Genomic DNA, 15,410 nt, shown 5'->3' with positions numbered 1-15,410 from the left:
AGGTTTAGTCGATGCGTGGTTCTTAGATGGCTTTGCTCCAAGCAAAAACCCTGAAATGTGGAATCAAAACCTATTCAACGGCATGGCCAAACTGGCAAAACAAGATTGCAGCTGTGCAACGTTTACCGCTGCCGGTTTTGTTCGCCGCGGTTTAATCGAAGCCGGCTTTGCAATGAAAAAAGTTAAAGGCTTTGGTACTAAGCGTGAAATGATTGCCGGCCGACTTGACGAAAAGCACGCTCATACCAACATCAAACCTTGGTATGGCCTAGCTCAACACAGTGATTCACAAGATATCGCCATTATCGGTGGTGGTGTTGCCAGCGCTGCGCTCGCAAAAACGTTAAGCCGACGTGGTAAAAACATCACCCTTTATTGTGAACACCCACAAGCTGCGGGCAATGCCTCAGGTAACAACCAAGGTGCCATTTATCCGCTACTCAGCGAAGCGACATCGAACGTGTCTCGCGTGTTTGGTCCAGGGTTGCTGTTTGCTCGTCAGTTTATTAATCAGGCGGCACAATCTATTGAGTTTGACTACAGTTGGTGTGGCGTTAATATTCTGATGTGGGATGAAGGCTCCACTAAAAAGCTCAATCGCATGTTAGAAGGCAATTTCCACACAGATCTGATTCAGCGTTTAACGCCAGAGCAAGCCAACGAAAAGATTGGCTTACCAGTCGATAAAGAGAGTGTCTACTTTCCACTGGGAGGTTGGTTAAGCCCTCTCCAATTGACTCAAGGTTTGATTGGCAGGTTAGAAGAGACCAACCAAGTGAGCGCGCACTATCAACATCAAGTAACGCAACTTGAATGGTTAGAAACAGAACAGCAATGGTTGCTGACGATTGAGACGCCTCAAGGTGAAATTCAAACCAAGCACGACCAAGTAGTTGTCGCGAATGGACACAAGTTCACCCAATTTGAGCAAACTCGCCCTGTACCTCTGACGCCAGTTAAAGGGCAAGTGAGTCATATTCCGACTACAGAAAACCTCAGTCAACTAAAAACGGTGTTGTGTTTTGATGGTTACTTGACGCCACAGAACCCAAATAATGGTCACCACTGTATTGGCGCGAACTACGACAAGACCAATATCGACCAAGAGTTTGATATTGAGGTTCAGCAATATAATGGTGAGCGCCTACATGTGTCGCTACCAGACCAAGCATGGACAAAAGATGTCGACACCAGTGGCAACCTAGCGCGCCAAGGTATCCGAAGCGTAAGCCGTGACCACCTTCCGTTTGTCGGAAACGTTGGCGATTTTGAATCAATCAAAAAACAGTACCAAGACCTGCACAACTTCAACCCGCAACGTCACTCTGTTGATGATGTTCAAACGGTAGCAAGCTTCCCTAACCTATACTGCTTTATCGGGCTAGGCTCACGTGGCTTGAGCTCTGCGCCATTATTAGCTGAAGTGTTAGCATCACAAATCTGTGGCGATCCCCTACCCTTGCCTGTTGATGTGCTTGAGGCGATTCACCCAAGCAGAATGTGGGTGCGCAGACTGCGTAAAGGCAAAGCATTAACGGCTGGATGGGTTGCAGACAAGCACTCTAAATCAAATTCATAGTTTCTAGTTCAGCTATTCTGAACATCTGAAGTTTCTGAATATCAGAAATATCTAAAACTAAAGGCTAGAAAGCCCGAGCGACATTATGTCACTCGGGCTTTTTGTTGTTCGTGTTGATCTAAACTGATGTTCTAAACGGAGCAGTATTTACAGCTTAGCAACCGCGTCTTTAATCTGTTGGGCGATCTCTTCGTTGCTGATAGCACCAGACTCAAAATCAAAGTTATCGTAGAAGCTAGGCACTGAAAGCGATGCTTTAACGTTACCACCAAAGTACGGAGCCGAACCAGTTGCTGCGCCAAGTACTGTTTGTGCGCCACCAGGGCCTGGTGATGTCGCTAAGTAAACCGCAGGTTTCTCGCCAAATACTGAACGCTCAATGCGTGTCGCCCAGTCAAATAGGTTTTTGTACGCCGCTGGGTAGTGGCCGTTGTGCTCAGCGAAAGAGATAACAAATGCGTCAGCTTCTGCTAGGTCACGTAAGAATGCTTGAGCACCTTCCGCTTGACCAATCTCTTTTTCAGTGTCTTCACTGAACATAGGAACGTTGTAATCGTTGATGTTTAGAACTTTGACTTCAGCACCTTCAATCAAGTTAGCTGCGTAAGTTGCTAGAGTTTTGTTGATAGAGGTAGAGCTGGTGCTTGCGCCAAATGCGATAACTTTCATGATGTGACCTTTTCTGTGATTCCGTTAAGTGGGATTAGAATAACGTAGTCAGAAAATGGAACCATCACAAGGATTGAACGGACTCATTCAAAAAATTCGAATGAGTCTCAAATTATTGGTTCGCTCAAAAATGAGGAGGGAGAGTTGTGAGCGAATTACGGTAGACGAATAATGCTAAACGACTAAAGTTACGCTTGGTTTTGCAGCTCAACCCAAAGGTCATTAACGATCGTACGATCGGCTGGCGTCAATTCAGAACGTGCGTCTTCTAGGCTCTTCTCAATACGCAATTTAACTTCTGCTACGTCTTCAATGCCGTCTTCTTCACATGAAGCTACTGAAAGAGAAATATGACCACGTAAGTAACCACCAGCAAACAGTTCATCATCTGATGCGTTTTCAATGCGAGCATCAATTAATTCAAGTAGTTTTTCTTCAAATTCGATAATCATAATATTCTCTTATTTCACAATAAATTGGCTAGTACATAAAGGTTCTACATCGTAGAAGCTGCGTAATGCTTCAGAGAGCATTTTCACGCGAGGCGGCAGACCAGCTTCAAAGATACCCATGACTTCGCTGTGTACTTTATTCATAAAGGCCAAACGATCTGGCTCAAAATCGCCGTGTAGATTGTCACAGCTAACATTAAAAGGAAAGCCTGCGCTGGTCGCAATGATCCATTCATACGCTTGTGGGCGAATTTCCACTTTTTCAAACTCAGCTTGAACCGACTCAGTTCGGCCATCAGGCTCATACCAGTAACCAAAATCTTCCAATAAGCGACGCTCAGGACCAGCCACACACCAGTGCGCTATCTCGTGAAGTGCTGAAGCATAAAAGCCACGAGCAAAAACGATACGGTGATGAGGAATCTCCTCATCGGCTGGCAGGTAAATGGGCTCGTCCGCTCCCAGTTCTAGCTTAGTATTGAAGCTCTCGAAAAAGGCTTGATTGAAAATGTCGATGATGTCTGGGTATTGGTGTGTCATAAGATCAAATTTAAGTAAAAAGAACTGGGGCATTTTGCGTTTTTTTAAGCGCTCGGTAAAGCCCTATCACTGGCAATGACATTAGGTTCATCATAATACTTTACGATGACAATCGATTGCTGATCCCAGATTACACCACTTTGAGGTAAATGATTAGTTTAGCTAATCTGAAATGCCTATTCACGGTACAAATATTCATTCGTCAATCAGCGTTTTTACTACTACACTCGCGCTTAATTTTTATATCCCTATGGCCTATAAGACTCCAATTTATAGACCTAAATTATAGAGCTACAGCAATGCTACTAAGTGTTTTGTATATCATTGGCATCACGGCAGAAGCCATGACCGGTGCTCTCAGTGCTGGCAAACAAAAAATGGATTGGTTTGGTGTAATGCTAGTTGCGAGTGCAACGGCAATTGGCGGAGGTACAGTAAGAGATATTTTACTCGGCCATTACCCTTTAGGCTGGGTTGAAAACCCCCAGTACCTGGCGATCACTTGTATTGCTGGTGTTATCACAACGGGATTAGCCAAATGGGTAATCAAGCTAAAAGGCTTGTTCATTCGTTTGGATGCGCTGGGGCTTATCGTATTTAGTATCATTGGTACTAAAGTAGCGATGACCATGGGTCTGCACCCAATGATTTGTATGGTGTCTGCATTAGTGACTGGCGTGTTTGGTGGCCTACTGCGCGATCTTATCTGTCGTCAAACGCCACTAGTCTTGCATGAAGAGTTGTATGCATCTGTCGCCCTTGTCGCTTCAGGCTTGTACTTAGGTCTTCTTGAACTAGGCATAAACGATGTGACCGCGACGATCGTGACATTGGTTGTAGGCTATTTACTGCGCATGGCAGCAGTGAGATTCAAATGGCGCTTGCCTTCGTTCCAGCTTGATCCGGAAAGCTCTGTGCATTAGATAATATATTCTCAATGACGCAGAATATAAAAAGGGTTGCTTCATTACGAAGCAACCCTTTTTGGTTTCTCTCAAATCAGTTTCAAATCTGTTCTGAATAAAACGAAGCAGAACTAGATTTTTGGCGTTTCTGTTGTCACACCAAAGTTTTGACCACGGTGACGCAGTAAGTGGTCAAGCAACACGATAGCCAGCATCGCTTCAGCAATAGGCACTGCACGGATACCAACACATGGATCGTGACGACCTTTAGTGATTAACTGCGTTGCTTCACCGTCTTTAGTGATCGTGTCACCAGGAACGGTAATGCTTGATGTTGGTTTAAGCGCAATGCTTGCCACAATATCTTGGCCAGTAGAAATACCACCTAAGATACCGCCAGCATGGTTGCTGCTGAAACCTTCCGGAGTTAATGGATCACGGTGTTCACTACCGCGTTGATTAACCACATCAAAGCCATCACCAATCTCAACACCTTTCACCGCATTGATGCTCATTAGAGCGTGCGCGATGTCTGCATCTAGACGATCAAAGATTGGCTCACCAAGGCCTACAGGCACTTTAGTCGCAACTACTTGAATCTTCGCACCGATCGAGTTGCCTTCTTTTAGCAAGTCACGAATCAGTTGGTCAAATTCAGGTACTTTGTCGGCATCAGGACAGAAGAAAGCGTTGTTTTCGATCTCGTTCCAATCCACTTTATCAATTGAGATATCACCCATTTGAGAAAGATAAGCTTGGATTTCAACACCAAATTCTTGCTTAAGGTATTTCTTCGCAATCGCACCTGCCGCAACACGCATTGCAGTTTCACGAGCAGAAGAGCGACCGCCACCTCGGTAATCACGCACACCGTACTTTTGATGGTAGGTATAATCAGCGTGGCCAGGGCGGAACTTGTCTTTAATTTCGGAATAGTCTTTAGAGCGTTGGTCTGTATTTTCAATCAATAGACCAATAGAAGTACCCGTAGTCTGGCCTTCAAATACACCGGATAAAATCTTTACTTCATCCGCTTCACGGCGAGCCGTTGTATAACGAGAAGTACCTGGGCGACGACGATCCAAATCTCTTTGAAGGTCTGCTTCGGTAATTTCTAATCCTGGTGGGCACCCATCTACGATACATCCTAGTGCGATACCGTGACTTTCTCCGAACGTAGTCACGCGGAAATGTTGTCCGATACTGTTTCCTGCCATTACTTCCTCTAAATCAGCCATCACTCAGAAGGTTTGATTCCTAAACCGACTGGCTAATAGCTTTACTTGTCTATTCTTCGTGAATTCATAGTGGCTTTATTACCAAATGATGTAAACCCCAAAAAACCAACAATTTTAACTTTCTATTACATGAGCCGAATGAAATGAATAACGAGGGGAAATGAGTGGTGCTTTAAAGTGGTGATTTTGAATAGTTTCATGGCCAGTTAACAAAGGTTAATGAACTCGGTTTGAATACTCTCTATGTTGTAGCCCAAAATAATAAGGAGAAAAGTGATGATCGAGTGGAGAGTTAAAAAATTTGCGGAGCTGTCTGTTCAAGAGCTCTATGATTTCTTACAACAAAGAGTCGATATTTTTATCGTGGATATGAACACACCCTATAGTGATCTAGACGGCAAAGATAATCATCCAGAGACCTATCACATCATGGGTTATGAGAACGGACACCTAGTGGCTTACAGTCGAATTATGGCTCAGAAGCTTGGATACCCCGTAGATGTTCTCCCTCAGCTCGATTCTGATGCAGATGATGTTTGTATCGGGCGAGTGATCGTAGCGAAAGAATGCCGAGGTAAACAGATAGGTAACCAGCTCATGCAAGTGAGTTTTGATACCACTCGGAAGATTTACCCTGATTGCTCAATTTTTATTTCGGCACAAGCTCACCTTAAAGACTATTATGGTAAGTTCGGTTTCGACGTAGTGACCGATCGTTACTTGGAAGATGGATGCAGTATGCTAGGCCTTAGATATACCCCACAGCTCGTTGCCGTTTAGCAAAAACTGAAATACAAAGGCATCTAAAGACACAACACGGTATTGAAATATTAAGTCGTTCTGAAATGCAAAAAACCCGACAACTCAGGGAGTTATCGGGTTTCTTTAAATAGTGGTACGCCCTGAAGGATTCGAACCTTCGACCACCTCCTTAGAAGGGAGGTGCTCTATCCAGCTGAGCTAAGGGCGCGCTACAGGAAAGGATTATACGAATTCGAATCAGTAAAGCAACGGCTTTATCTAACATTCTGATCCAAGTGAGTAAAAAAAGGGCAATAAGATTATAGGTGTTGGAAAATAGAACAAAGCAAACGTTTGCTTAATGGTAATCAAAAAGATTTTCTGGAATAATGCGCCAAAACATCAGCCACTAACTTGAATATCAATACTAAGGAAATTCATGACTGCTCAAAATATTGATGGAAAGCTAATTTCTCAAACGGTTCGCTCTGAAGTTGCGGCTCGTGTAAAAGCTCGCACTCAAGCTGGATTACGCGCTCCGGGCCTAGCGGTTGTTTTAGTGGGTGAAGACCCTGCTTCTCAGGTTTACGTAGGAAGTAAACGTAAAGCATGTGAAGAAGTTGGCTTCGTATCTAAATCTTACGACTTGCCAGCCACTGCGACAGAAGACGAATTATTAACACTGGTAGACCAACTGAACGAAGACCCGGAGATTGACGGTATTCTTGTTCAACTTCCCCTACCAGCTGGTATTGATAGCACTCAAGTTCTTGAGCGCATCACGCCGGAAAAAGACGTTGATGGCTTCCACCCATACAACGTAGGTCGTTTGGCTCAGCGTATGCCTAAGCTTCGCTCTTGTACGCCTAAAGGCATCATTACGCTGCTTGACCGTTATAACATCGACTTACGTGGCAAACACGCGGTTGTGGTTGGCGCATCAAACATCGTAGGTCGCCCAATGACGTTAGAGCTTCTTCTAGCCGGTTGTACAACGACAACATGTCACCGCTTCACCAAAGACCTTGAGGGTCATGTACGTCAAGCTGATGTTGTTGTTGTAGCAGTTGGTAAGCCTAACTTCATTCCTGGTGCTTGGATTAAGAAAGGTGCTGTTGTGGTCGATGTAGGCATCAATCGTTTGGAATCTGGCAAACTCGTTGGCGACGTTGAATACGATGTCGCGAAAGAGAGCGCAAGCTTCATCACACCAGTTCCGGGTGGTGTTGGTCCAATGACTGTAGCAAGCCTAATTGAGAACACAATGATCGCTTGTGAGCAGTTTCACTCGAAATAGTCCGCAATGACAGCTTCGATAGTAATACCGTTGGCATGAATTGCCTCGCCCTAGAGTAAAACAAGCTAGAGCAGAATTAGAAAGCCGCAACGTGATGAACGTTGCGGCTTTTTTGAATCAGGGCAACTCGCTTCTGATGCAGTGCTCGTTGCTACTTATCTGGTATCTCGATTTTTTCCGTCTGTTCAGAAGGCGGCAATAAACTAATGATCGCACACTCCGTTGATATGAGTTTTTCCAAATCAGAACCTTGTGTTACTAAACGGAAATCACCACCTGTAATCACACCGAGTGGAATCGCTTTAGGATACAGCGCGTTAAACTCATTAAGGTCAAACGCATCGGTCAATCCCGTGCTCTTAATTTGGCTGCCTTGAGCCATCAAGGAGTTAAGCTTGGAATAGGTAATTCCTTCCGAAAACAGGCTTCTGTTACCATCTCGGCTCACTGAATGCCTTTCGTGTTTAGTTTCTGTCGATTCAAGCTCAAACACCTTATTTTCACCAAACTCATCTTGATAATGCATGCTGACTAATGGATTGGTTTGACGATAAGGCGAGACGATCATCACGCGCCCTATCCCGTCCAATTCCAGATTATTTTCCGCGTGGCTTGAGGCTGGGTTACCAAAATAGACATTCAGGTTATCCATACGCGCCAAACGAATGCTTTCCCAGTTGGTATCGGCAAGTACACTGTTGATATTGTGTGTCGCCAGCACCTTGGCAAACTGTCTTGCAAAATGAGTCGCGCCAAAGAAGATAACCCCTTGCGCTTTCTCTTGAGTCACACCCAACCTTCTCGCCCACCAACTTGCGGTAAGGCTTTGAATCACAACCGTACCGATGATGACCAAGAACACCATTGGCACCAGTAGATCAGCCCCTTCAATCAATTGCTTCTCTTGAAGTTTGATAGCAAACAGAGAAGAAACTGCGGCAGCAACGATCCCGCGAGGTGCCATCCAGCTCAAAAACCATTTATCTGCTGAAGTAAGATCCGTGCCGATCCCGCTGATCCACACGCTCAAAGGACGAGCCACCAGCATGACGACCGCTAATAAGCCAATACCGCCCCAACCTATCGAAAGGAAAGTCCCAGAATCAAGTCTACTCGCCAGTAAGATAAACAAGGCAGAAATGAGTAACACGGTTAAGGTCTCTTTGAACTCAATAATATCTTCAAGATCCAAGCCTTTCACGTTGGCGAGCCAGATACCCATGATGGTCACGGTTAATAGGCCAGACTCTTCACTCAGATCATTAGAAAAAGAGAACGCCGCCAACATCAACGTTAGGACTGCCACGTTACGCAAATAATGCGGAACCCAATGCCCTTTCAGCATCTTGGTAATCAAATAGCCACCGATGATCCCTAAGCCTAAACCGATGGCTAGAGTCAGCCCCAAAGCCGACAGTACATGGCTTGTAGGATCGGCTGAAGAAACAATGTATTCGTAAACGAGAACGGCAAACAGAGCGCCAATCGGATCAATCACTATCCCTTCCCAGCGCAAGATGCTGCCTAACGAAGATTTGGGCTGAATGCTGCGCAGCATGGGAACAATAACGGTTGGACCCGTCACCACCACTAAGGCAGCAAACAGAGCGGCTAATGGCCAACTGAAGTCCACAAAGTAATAAGCACCCACCACGATACACGCCCAAGTAAACAGCATGCCGAAACTCACGAGGTGTGTCACCATGCGACCATGGCCTCTGATTTCTTTGAAATTCAGGGTCAATGCACCTTCAAACAGAATAATAGCGACACCTAATGAAATCAGCGGAAATAGCACGTCACCAAAAATGGCATCGGGATTAAGGATGTTAAGACCGGGACCTAAAAGTAGGCCGACAATAAGAAGAGGAAGAATAGCAGGAAGACGTAAGCGCCAGCCTAACAATTGACACGTTAAAGACAGCAGTCCAATTAATGCCAAAGAAGAAGTAATCGACAAATCCATTTGTGCCCCTAAAAAATTCGTACCACACCTTGTGATACAAACCTATTTGCTGAAACAAGAAAGCCTATGTCATTAAACTATAGGCTCTCTTTTTCATGCTAACCGAATATTAGTGTGATTAATCAGTCACTTTACTATAGGGGAAATAAAGTGACTGACTCATCCACTCTGTACTTATCATCTATCTACAGAGAAAGCACCACGCCAGCGATCGCAGCGCTCATTAAGTTGGCAAGCACACCCGCACAAATCGCTTTGAAGCCATATTGTGAGATGAAAGAGCGACGCTCTGGAACTAAGCTACCCAAACCGCCAATCAGAATCGCCATGGTAGAGATGTTAGCAAAACCACATAGTGCAAAAGTAACGATCGCTTTTGAGTGCTCACTCAGTGCATCTTTTACGTCCATTAACTGGATGAAAGCCACAAACTCATTCACAACGATTTTGTTACCGATCAGCGAGCCTGCAACCACAGCTTCAGACCACGGTACACCGATCAGCCATGCAACAGGTGCGAACACATAACCTAGGATAAGTTCGAAGCTTAGGTTTACGCCAAACCAGCCACCAACAATACCTAACAAGCCATTCAGCATCGCAATCACACTGATAAAGGCTAGAAGTGTCGCACCCACCGCAACGGCAATACGAAGTCCAGACATAGCCCCATCTGCCATTGCCTCAACTACGTTTGTTGCTCGTGGAATCTCTACACCAGACTCAATATTTTCTTGAACATCCTCTGGGCTGCCTGGTACTAAGATTTTAGCCATCAATAGACCAGCTGGTGCCGACATGAATGCCGCAGCGATCAGATAGTTTAGGTCAACACCCAGCGATGCATAACCCACTAGCGTGCCGCCAGCAACAGAAGCCAAACCACATACCATCACAGCAAACAGTTGTGAGTCCGTCATATGTTTTAGGTAAGGCTTAACCACCAATGGCGCTTCGATCATGCCAACAAAAATGTTTGCCGTTGCAGACAGTGACTCCGCACGACCTGTGCCTAGAAACTTCTGCAAAGCACCGCCGATTATGTTGATCACCTTTGGCATAAAGCCGATGTGATACAAACCTGAAATCAATGCAGAGAAAAAGATAATGATGCCGAGAACGTTAATAGCGAAAACAAATCCGTTATTCGTTAGGCCACCGAATAGGAAGTTAATCCCCTCTTGACCGTAGTTGATCAAGCTAGACACCGCACCAGTAGCTGCATTCAGCGCTTCTTTACCCATTGGCACATAAAGAACCAATAGCGCGAATGAGATTTGCAGTAAGAAAGCCAAAGAGACAGTTCTTAGCGGAATATTTTTTCTGTCCGTAGATAGTAACCAAGCGGCTACTAAAATAGTGATAATTCCAAGTAGGGAAGCCATATGCGTCAACCTAAAAGTTGTAGGTAGGAAAGGCGACGCATTGTATAGAGGAAATCGTTTGCGGCAAGGTGCGGTTGTTAATGTGATGTTGGGATTATCAGCAACTAGCCCAAGGTTAGATTAAAGCATTGAATTTTAATGGATTAGCTTGTTCAAAATGCATACTTTTTCCATATGGAAATTATATTTATGAATTAGGAAACAATTAACGATGCAGCTCAACGCAAGTTTTGAGGTTTTTGTCCCAATACGTCGGCGAACCAACATGCTGTTTGATGAACTCAATCACTGCTGAAAGCTTCTTTGGCATGTTCTTTCGACTCGGATAGACGGCATAGAATGGCATCAACTGACTGGCTCTCCATTCTGGTAATACTTGGATTAACTTGCCTGTTCTAAACTCCTCTTTGACTAAATAAGTCGCCAAATAAGCAACACCCCATCCAGATACAGCTGCGTCTCGTACCGCCTCAGCCAAATCCACCGAGTAATCGCCCGCCACTTTGACACTGAGGTTTTCTTGCCCGTTATCAAACGCCCATGACGTGTAGTCTCGTTCACGGCTGCGATAGATAAGACAGTTATGGTCAATCAGATCAGATGGCACATGAGGAGTACCAGCTTTAATCAGATAATCCGGTGATGCGGCTACCACAAATTGGCTGTCGGCTAAACGCTGCGCAATATAACCTTCTGGCAGGTCTTCATTATTGGTGATCCAAAGATCCAAGCGCTCCTCAATCATATCCACTTTGTAATCGAACAAATGCACTTCAATTCTCAGCTGCGGATAGAGCTGTCTGAGCTGATCAATCGCTGGAATGATATGCAGTGTGCCAAATGACTGAGACAAGCCTATGCGGAATATTCCAGAAATGTCGTCACGCTGGCTATCCATATCCATTTGAGCCGCTTTCACCGTATTGAACAGCTGCTCACAATGCTGATAGAACACTTCCCCTGCTTCAGTTAGTGTCAGGCTGCGTGTGGTTCTTTGCACCAGCTTGATACCTATCGAATCCTCGAGCAAAGCAACTTGCTTACTGATGTGAGACACCGACACATTCAAACTTTTTGCTGCACTGGTAAAGCCTTCATGCTTGATTAACGCATGGAATATCACCATCTGTGCGGCTCTATCTGTTAGCACAAGGCCACCTTTAAAAATCTCTGAAATATAAAAGAAAAAGGACTCCGAAGAGTCCTTTAGTTCGTTCTGCCTATGGTAGACCAAATGCTATTCAAAGCGACCTAAATCTGTTAATCAAATTAGGTCGATTAATCAAACTTAATTCTGTCTGCTAGGTGGCTTACTGCCAAAGCAAAGTAGTAAGAACGATTCCACTTCATTAACACATTGTAGTTGTTGTAAATGAGGTAAGAACGGCCAGTTTCATCGTCTGGCATAATTAGCCAAGCTTTAATATCTTCATCAAGCGTTGGTAGTGGGCGATCGTCAAAGCGCTTAATACCGAGTTCAGACCACTCTTTTAAGTATTTCGCTTTGTCTTCGCCTCGGCCTTGCATTTCAATAGACACAGTCGACGGTACGTGAACCTGACGGCCCCAAGTATATTTGTCATCCCAACCCGATTGGCTGAGATAATTCGCCGCTGAAGCAAATACATCTTCTTCAGTACCCCAAATATCTTTCTTGCCGTCGCCGTTACCGTCAGCGGCATAAGCTAAGAATGAGCTTGGCATAAACTGAGGCTGCCCCATCGCACCAGCCCAGGATCCTTTCATCTCTTGTGGTGCAATATGGCCTTGATCAAGAATCTTCAACGCCGCCATCGCTTCGCTACGGAAGAAGGCTTCTCTACGTCCTTCATAGGCCATAGTCGTGAGAGCATCAATAACACTGTAGTTACCCGTGAACTTACCAAAGTTACTCTCAACACCCCATAGCGCGACAATGAATCTTGGTTGAACACCATATTCATCACCAATGCGCTTCAACGCAGAATAATGCTTCTTATAGAGCGATCTCGCCTGCTTCACTTTCCAATCTGGAACCGCGCGTGGAATGTATTCATCCAGAGTCAGTTTTTTCTCAGGTTGATTCTTATCGGCTTTCACCGCTCTTGGCTTAAACGTCACACCATCAAAGGCTTGATCAATGATCGTTTCAGAGATGCCTTCTGCCCGGCCTTGTTGCTTTAGTTTCTCTACATATTGCTCAAAGCTCAGCTCTTCAGCCTGAACGGAACCAATCGTCAGGCTATTAACTAATAGTAATGCCGACACAGCCAATATGGTTTTCGAAAATTTACTCAACGATCACTCCTCCTTGAATTAAGGTAGCTATCACTCTTCGTCTTGAACGTTTTGCTGAGCTTTACGCTCTTTATGAAGTTCAAGTTCATTAACCGGTGGTGGCGGAACCTGCAAAAAGAAACCATCGGTGTTCAGTGATTCTCTCACTTTATCGATGTTCACTTGCGCCAGTTTACGGCCATCCATTTTAATTACCATTACAAAACTAGGTTTACCAAACATTTGCATCAATGCGTCAGGAACTTGTGAGAAATCATCCTTCTTAGGGATATAAAGGTATGTTCCTTCTTTCTTTGAACTTTTATATATAGAACACAGCATGACAAACCTTTTTATTGTTTATGACTACAAAACTCTCACTTACGAGATCAATAGTTTATGTTAAGGGAAATATTGGGAACAAAACGTTCATTTGACAACAAGATTACTTGCTGTGCTTGGTTTGGGAATATAACATGATAAACCAAGTTTCAGGCAACGCCCTTTATTTTATTGATAAAGAAATTGTACCAATCCGCTATTGAGGTCCTGTAGTTTTCGATGTCTAGTAATCCAGATCTAAAAGGTAGCAGTTTTACGCTATCTGTTTTGCACTTATCCGATGATCAAGTCGAAAATGCGGTGTCTTTTCTTCAAGAAAAAGTAAACCAAGCTCCCACTTTTTTCGCTGCTGCGCCTGTTGTTATCAATATTAGCAAAGTCGCGGGTGATATCGATTTTTTGCAACTGAAAGAGGGGATATCTCAAGCGGGCATGATCCCAGTAGGTGTGGCTGGTTGTTCGGATAAACGTATGCAGAACCTAGCGAAAGAAGCTGGTTTTGCAGTGATGACAGCCAGTAAATCACCTTCTCAAGCTCCAGCGAAGATGGCTCCGATAAAAGTGGTGAGAACGCCTATTCGTTCTGGTCAGCAAGTGTATGCAAAAGATGGCGATCTATTGATCCTCAGCCATGTGAGTGCCGGCGCAGAAGTCATAGCCGATGGCAGCATTCATATCCATGGTACTTTACGCGGTCGTGCGATTGCAGGCGCGAGTGGTCAAACTGAAGCAAAAATAATTTGTAATGATTTACAAGCCGAGCTGGTTTCCATTGCTGGAAATTACTGGCTCAGCGATCAAATTGAAAGCGAGTACTGGCAGAAGAAAACCATGTTCAGTATGGCAAACGATGTATTACACGTTGATGTCCTCGCAATATAAGAGAAATAAAAAGGAAAACTAAATGGCACGCATTATCGTTGTAACGTCAGGTAAAGGCGGGGTAGGTAAAACGACCTCCAGTGCAGCTATTGCCTCAGGCTTAGCTTTAAAAGGGAAGAAAACCGCAGTTATCGACTTTGATATCGGTCTGCGTAACCTAGATTTAATCATGGGTTGTGAGCGTCGTGTTGTGTACGACTTCGTTAACGTTATCAATGGCGAAGCGACACTGAACCAAGCGATGATCAAAGACAAGCGCACAGAGAATCTATTCATTCTTCCGGCTTCTCAAACTCGTGATAAAGATGCACTAACAAAAGATGGTGTTCGTCGTGTATTTGATGAACTAGATGAAATGGGCTTTGATTTCATCATCTGTGATTCTCCTGCAGGTATCGAGCAAGGCGCTCTGATGGCTCTTTACTTTGCTGATGAAGCGATTGTTACGACTAACCCAGAAGTTTCTTCTGTACGCGATTCAGACCGTATTCTCGGTATTCTTGATTCTAAGTCTCGTCGTTCAGAAGATGGCTTAGAACCAGTGAAAACGCACCTTTTACTGACTCGCTACAACCCAGCACGTGTAACTCAAGGTGAGATGCTAAGTGTTGAAGACGTTGAAGAGATTCTTCACATCTCTCTACTGGGTGTCATCCCAGAGAGCCAAGCAGTACTGAACGCATCGAACAAAGGTGTTCCAGTTATTTTTGACGAAGCAACCGATGCAGGTATGGCTTACAATGATACTGTAGAACGACTACTGGGTAGCCAAGTGGACTTCCGTTTCTTAACGGAACAGAAGAAAGGCATCTTCAAAAGACTGTTCGGGGGCTAATTCGCAATGTCATTACTAGAGTTTTTTAGACCACAAAAAAAGACAACCGCAAACCTAGCTAAAGAGCGTTTGCAGATCATTGTTGCCGAGCGACGCAGCCATGACGACCCAGCGCCGTCTTATCTGCCGCAACTAAAAGAAGACATCTTGAAGTGTATTGCGAAGTACGTTGACGTCGATCCATCAATGGTTGATCTGACTTTCGAACACAAAGATGACGACATCTCAGTATTAGAGCTGAACGTCAAACTTCCAGAAGAAGACCGATAAGCAGAGATCGAGCGGTGCTTATCACGATTCAATAAAAAAGAGAGCCTAGGCTC

The 15,410-nt window shown here is 44.6% G+C and carries 16 protein-coding genes and 1 tRNA gene; 7 read left to right on the top strand and 10 right to left on the bottom strand.

Annotation, left to right across the window (positions count from 1 at the left end):
* On the top strand, positions 1 to 1,579 hold a 1,579-nt coding region (mnmC, locus tag AB4232_RS03580; protein WP_372086226.1), incomplete at its 5' end, for an FAD-dependent 5-carboxymethylaminomethyl-2-thiouridine(34) oxidoreductase MnmC.
* 147 nt (positions 1,580 to 1,726) lie between these two features.
* Here the strand turns inward: mnmC and AB4232_RS03575 are convergent.
* From AB4232_RS03575 to AB4232_RS03565, 3 genes are all read right to left on the bottom strand, one after another.
* The gene (locus AB4232_RS03575; protein ID WP_009848737.1) at positions 1,727 to 2,248 is read right to left on the bottom strand and encodes an NADPH-dependent FMN reductase; all 522 of its coding nucleotides are present in this window, start codon (positions 2,246 to 2,248) and stop codon (positions 1,727 to 1,729) included.
* 188 nt (positions 2,249 to 2,436) lie between these two features.
* On the bottom strand, positions 2,437 to 2,700 hold the full coding sequence (locus tag AB4232_RS03570) for a YfcL family protein (RefSeq protein ID WP_009848738.1): 264 nt from the start codon (positions 2,698 to 2,700) through the stop codon (positions 2,437 to 2,439).
* Between the two features lie 9 nt (positions 2,701 to 2,709).
* A complete protein-coding gene (locus AB4232_RS03565; RefSeq protein WP_372086230.1) occupies positions 2,710 to 3,240 on the bottom strand; it encodes an elongation factor P hydroxylase in 531 nt (176 codons plus the stop codon).
* Positions 3,241 to 3,539: 299 nt separating this feature from the next.
* Here AB4232_RS03565 and AB4232_RS03560 point away from each other — a divergent pair, with 299 nt between their 5' ends.
* Positions 3,540 to 4,163, top strand: coding sequence for a trimeric intracellular cation channel family protein (locus AB4232_RS03560; RefSeq protein ID WP_004734183.1), 624 nt, complete (start codon positions 3,540 to 3,542; stop codon positions 4,161 to 4,163).
* Between the two features lie 113 nt (positions 4,164 to 4,276).
* Here AB4232_RS03560 and aroC read toward each other — a convergent pair whose 3' ends face one another.
* Positions 4,277 to 5,362, bottom strand: a complete 1,086-nt coding sequence (gene aroC / locus AB4232_RS03555; protein WP_004734182.1) for a chorismate synthase — start codon at positions 5,360 to 5,362, stop codon at positions 4,277 to 4,279.
* Positions 5,363 to 5,659: 297 nt separating this feature from the next.
* Here aroC and AB4232_RS03550 point away from each other — a divergent pair, with 297 nt between their 5' ends.
* Positions 5,660 to 6,163 carry a GNAT family N-acetyltransferase gene (locus AB4232_RS03550; protein ID WP_029222191.1) on the top strand — a complete coding sequence of 168 codons (504 nt, stop codon included), beginning with the start codon at positions 5,660 to 5,662 and terminating at the stop codon, positions 6,161 to 6,163.
* Positions 6,164 to 6,276: 113 nt separating this feature from the next.
* On the opposite strand, the gene AB4232_RS03545 is transcribed toward AB4232_RS03550, so the two are convergent.
* Positions 6,277 to 6,353: transfer RNA gene (locus tag AB4232_RS03545), tRNA-Arg, on the bottom strand.
* Positions 6,354 to 6,563: 210 nt separating this feature from the next.
* On the opposite strand from AB4232_RS03545, the gene folD reads away from it, so the two are divergent.
* A complete protein-coding gene (gene folD / locus AB4232_RS03540) occupies positions 6,564 to 7,421 on the top strand; it encodes a bifunctional methylenetetrahydrofolate dehydrogenase/methenyltetrahydrofolate cyclohydrolase FolD (protein ID WP_012603477.1) in 858 nt (285 codons plus the stop codon).
* Positions 7,422 to 7,572: 151 nt separating this feature from the next.
* Here folD and AB4232_RS03535 read toward each other — a convergent pair whose 3' ends face one another.
* From AB4232_RS03535 to AB4232_RS03515, 5 genes are all read right to left on the bottom strand, one after another.
* Entirely contained in the window at positions 7,573 to 9,387 is a 1,815-nt protein-coding gene (locus AB4232_RS03535) for a cation:proton antiporter (RefSeq protein WP_372086223.1), read from the bottom strand.
* A 185-nt stretch (positions 9,388 to 9,572) separates the two neighbouring features.
* Complete coding sequence (locus AB4232_RS03530) at positions 9,573 to 10,772, bottom strand: NupC/NupG family nucleoside CNT transporter (RefSeq protein ID WP_009848493.1); 1,200 nt, start codon at positions 10,770 to 10,772, stop codon at positions 9,573 to 9,575.
* A gap of 205 nt (positions 10,773 to 10,977) precedes the next feature.
* Complete coding sequence (locus AB4232_RS03525; protein WP_009848494.1) at positions 10,978 to 11,898, bottom strand: LysR family transcriptional regulator; 921 nt, start codon at positions 11,896 to 11,898, stop codon at positions 10,978 to 10,980.
* A 152-nt stretch (positions 11,899 to 12,050) separates the two neighbouring features.
* Positions 12,051 to 13,049, bottom strand: coding sequence for a lytic transglycosylase domain-containing protein (locus AB4232_RS03520; protein ID WP_012603473.1), 999 nt, complete (start codon positions 13,047 to 13,049; stop codon positions 12,051 to 12,053).
* Positions 13,050 to 13,079: 30 nt separating this feature from the next.
* Positions 13,080 to 13,370: a YcgL domain-containing protein gene (locus AB4232_RS03515; RefSeq protein ID WP_009848496.1), complete on the bottom strand. Its 291-nt coding sequence runs from the start codon at positions 13,368 to 13,370 to the stop codon at positions 13,080 to 13,082.
* A gap of 219 nt (positions 13,371 to 13,589) precedes the next feature.
* Between AB4232_RS03515 and minC the strand changes: the two genes are divergently transcribed.
* Genes minC through minE form a run of 3 tightly spaced genes read left to right on the top strand, consistent with a single transcriptional unit; the run spans position 13,590 to position 15,357 of the window.
* Positions 13,590 to 14,252, top strand: coding sequence for a septum site-determining protein MinC (minC, locus tag AB4232_RS03510; protein WP_012603472.1), 663 nt, complete (start codon positions 13,590 to 13,592; stop codon positions 14,250 to 14,252).
* Between the two features lie 22 nt (positions 14,253 to 14,274).
* Positions 14,275 to 15,087, top strand: a complete 813-nt coding sequence (gene minD, locus AB4232_RS03505; protein WP_009848498.1) for a septum site-determining protein MinD — start codon at positions 14,275 to 14,277, stop codon at positions 15,085 to 15,087.
* A 6-nt stretch (positions 15,088 to 15,093) separates the two neighbouring features.
* Positions 15,094 to 15,357 carry a cell division topological specificity factor MinE gene (gene minE / locus AB4232_RS03500; protein WP_009848499.1) on the top strand — a complete coding sequence of 88 codons (264 nt, stop codon included), beginning with the start codon at positions 15,094 to 15,096 and terminating at the stop codon, positions 15,355 to 15,357.
* Positions 15,358 to 15,410: the final 53 nt, after the last annotated feature.

It is taken from the genome of Vibrio sp. 10N.286.46.A8, from assembly GCF_041470165.1.
Taxonomy (GTDB): domain Bacteria; phylum Pseudomonadota; class Gammaproteobacteria; order Enterobacterales; family Vibrionaceae; genus Vibrio; species Vibrio tasmaniensis_A.
This window is presented reverse-complemented; position numbering and strand designations above follow the sequence as displayed.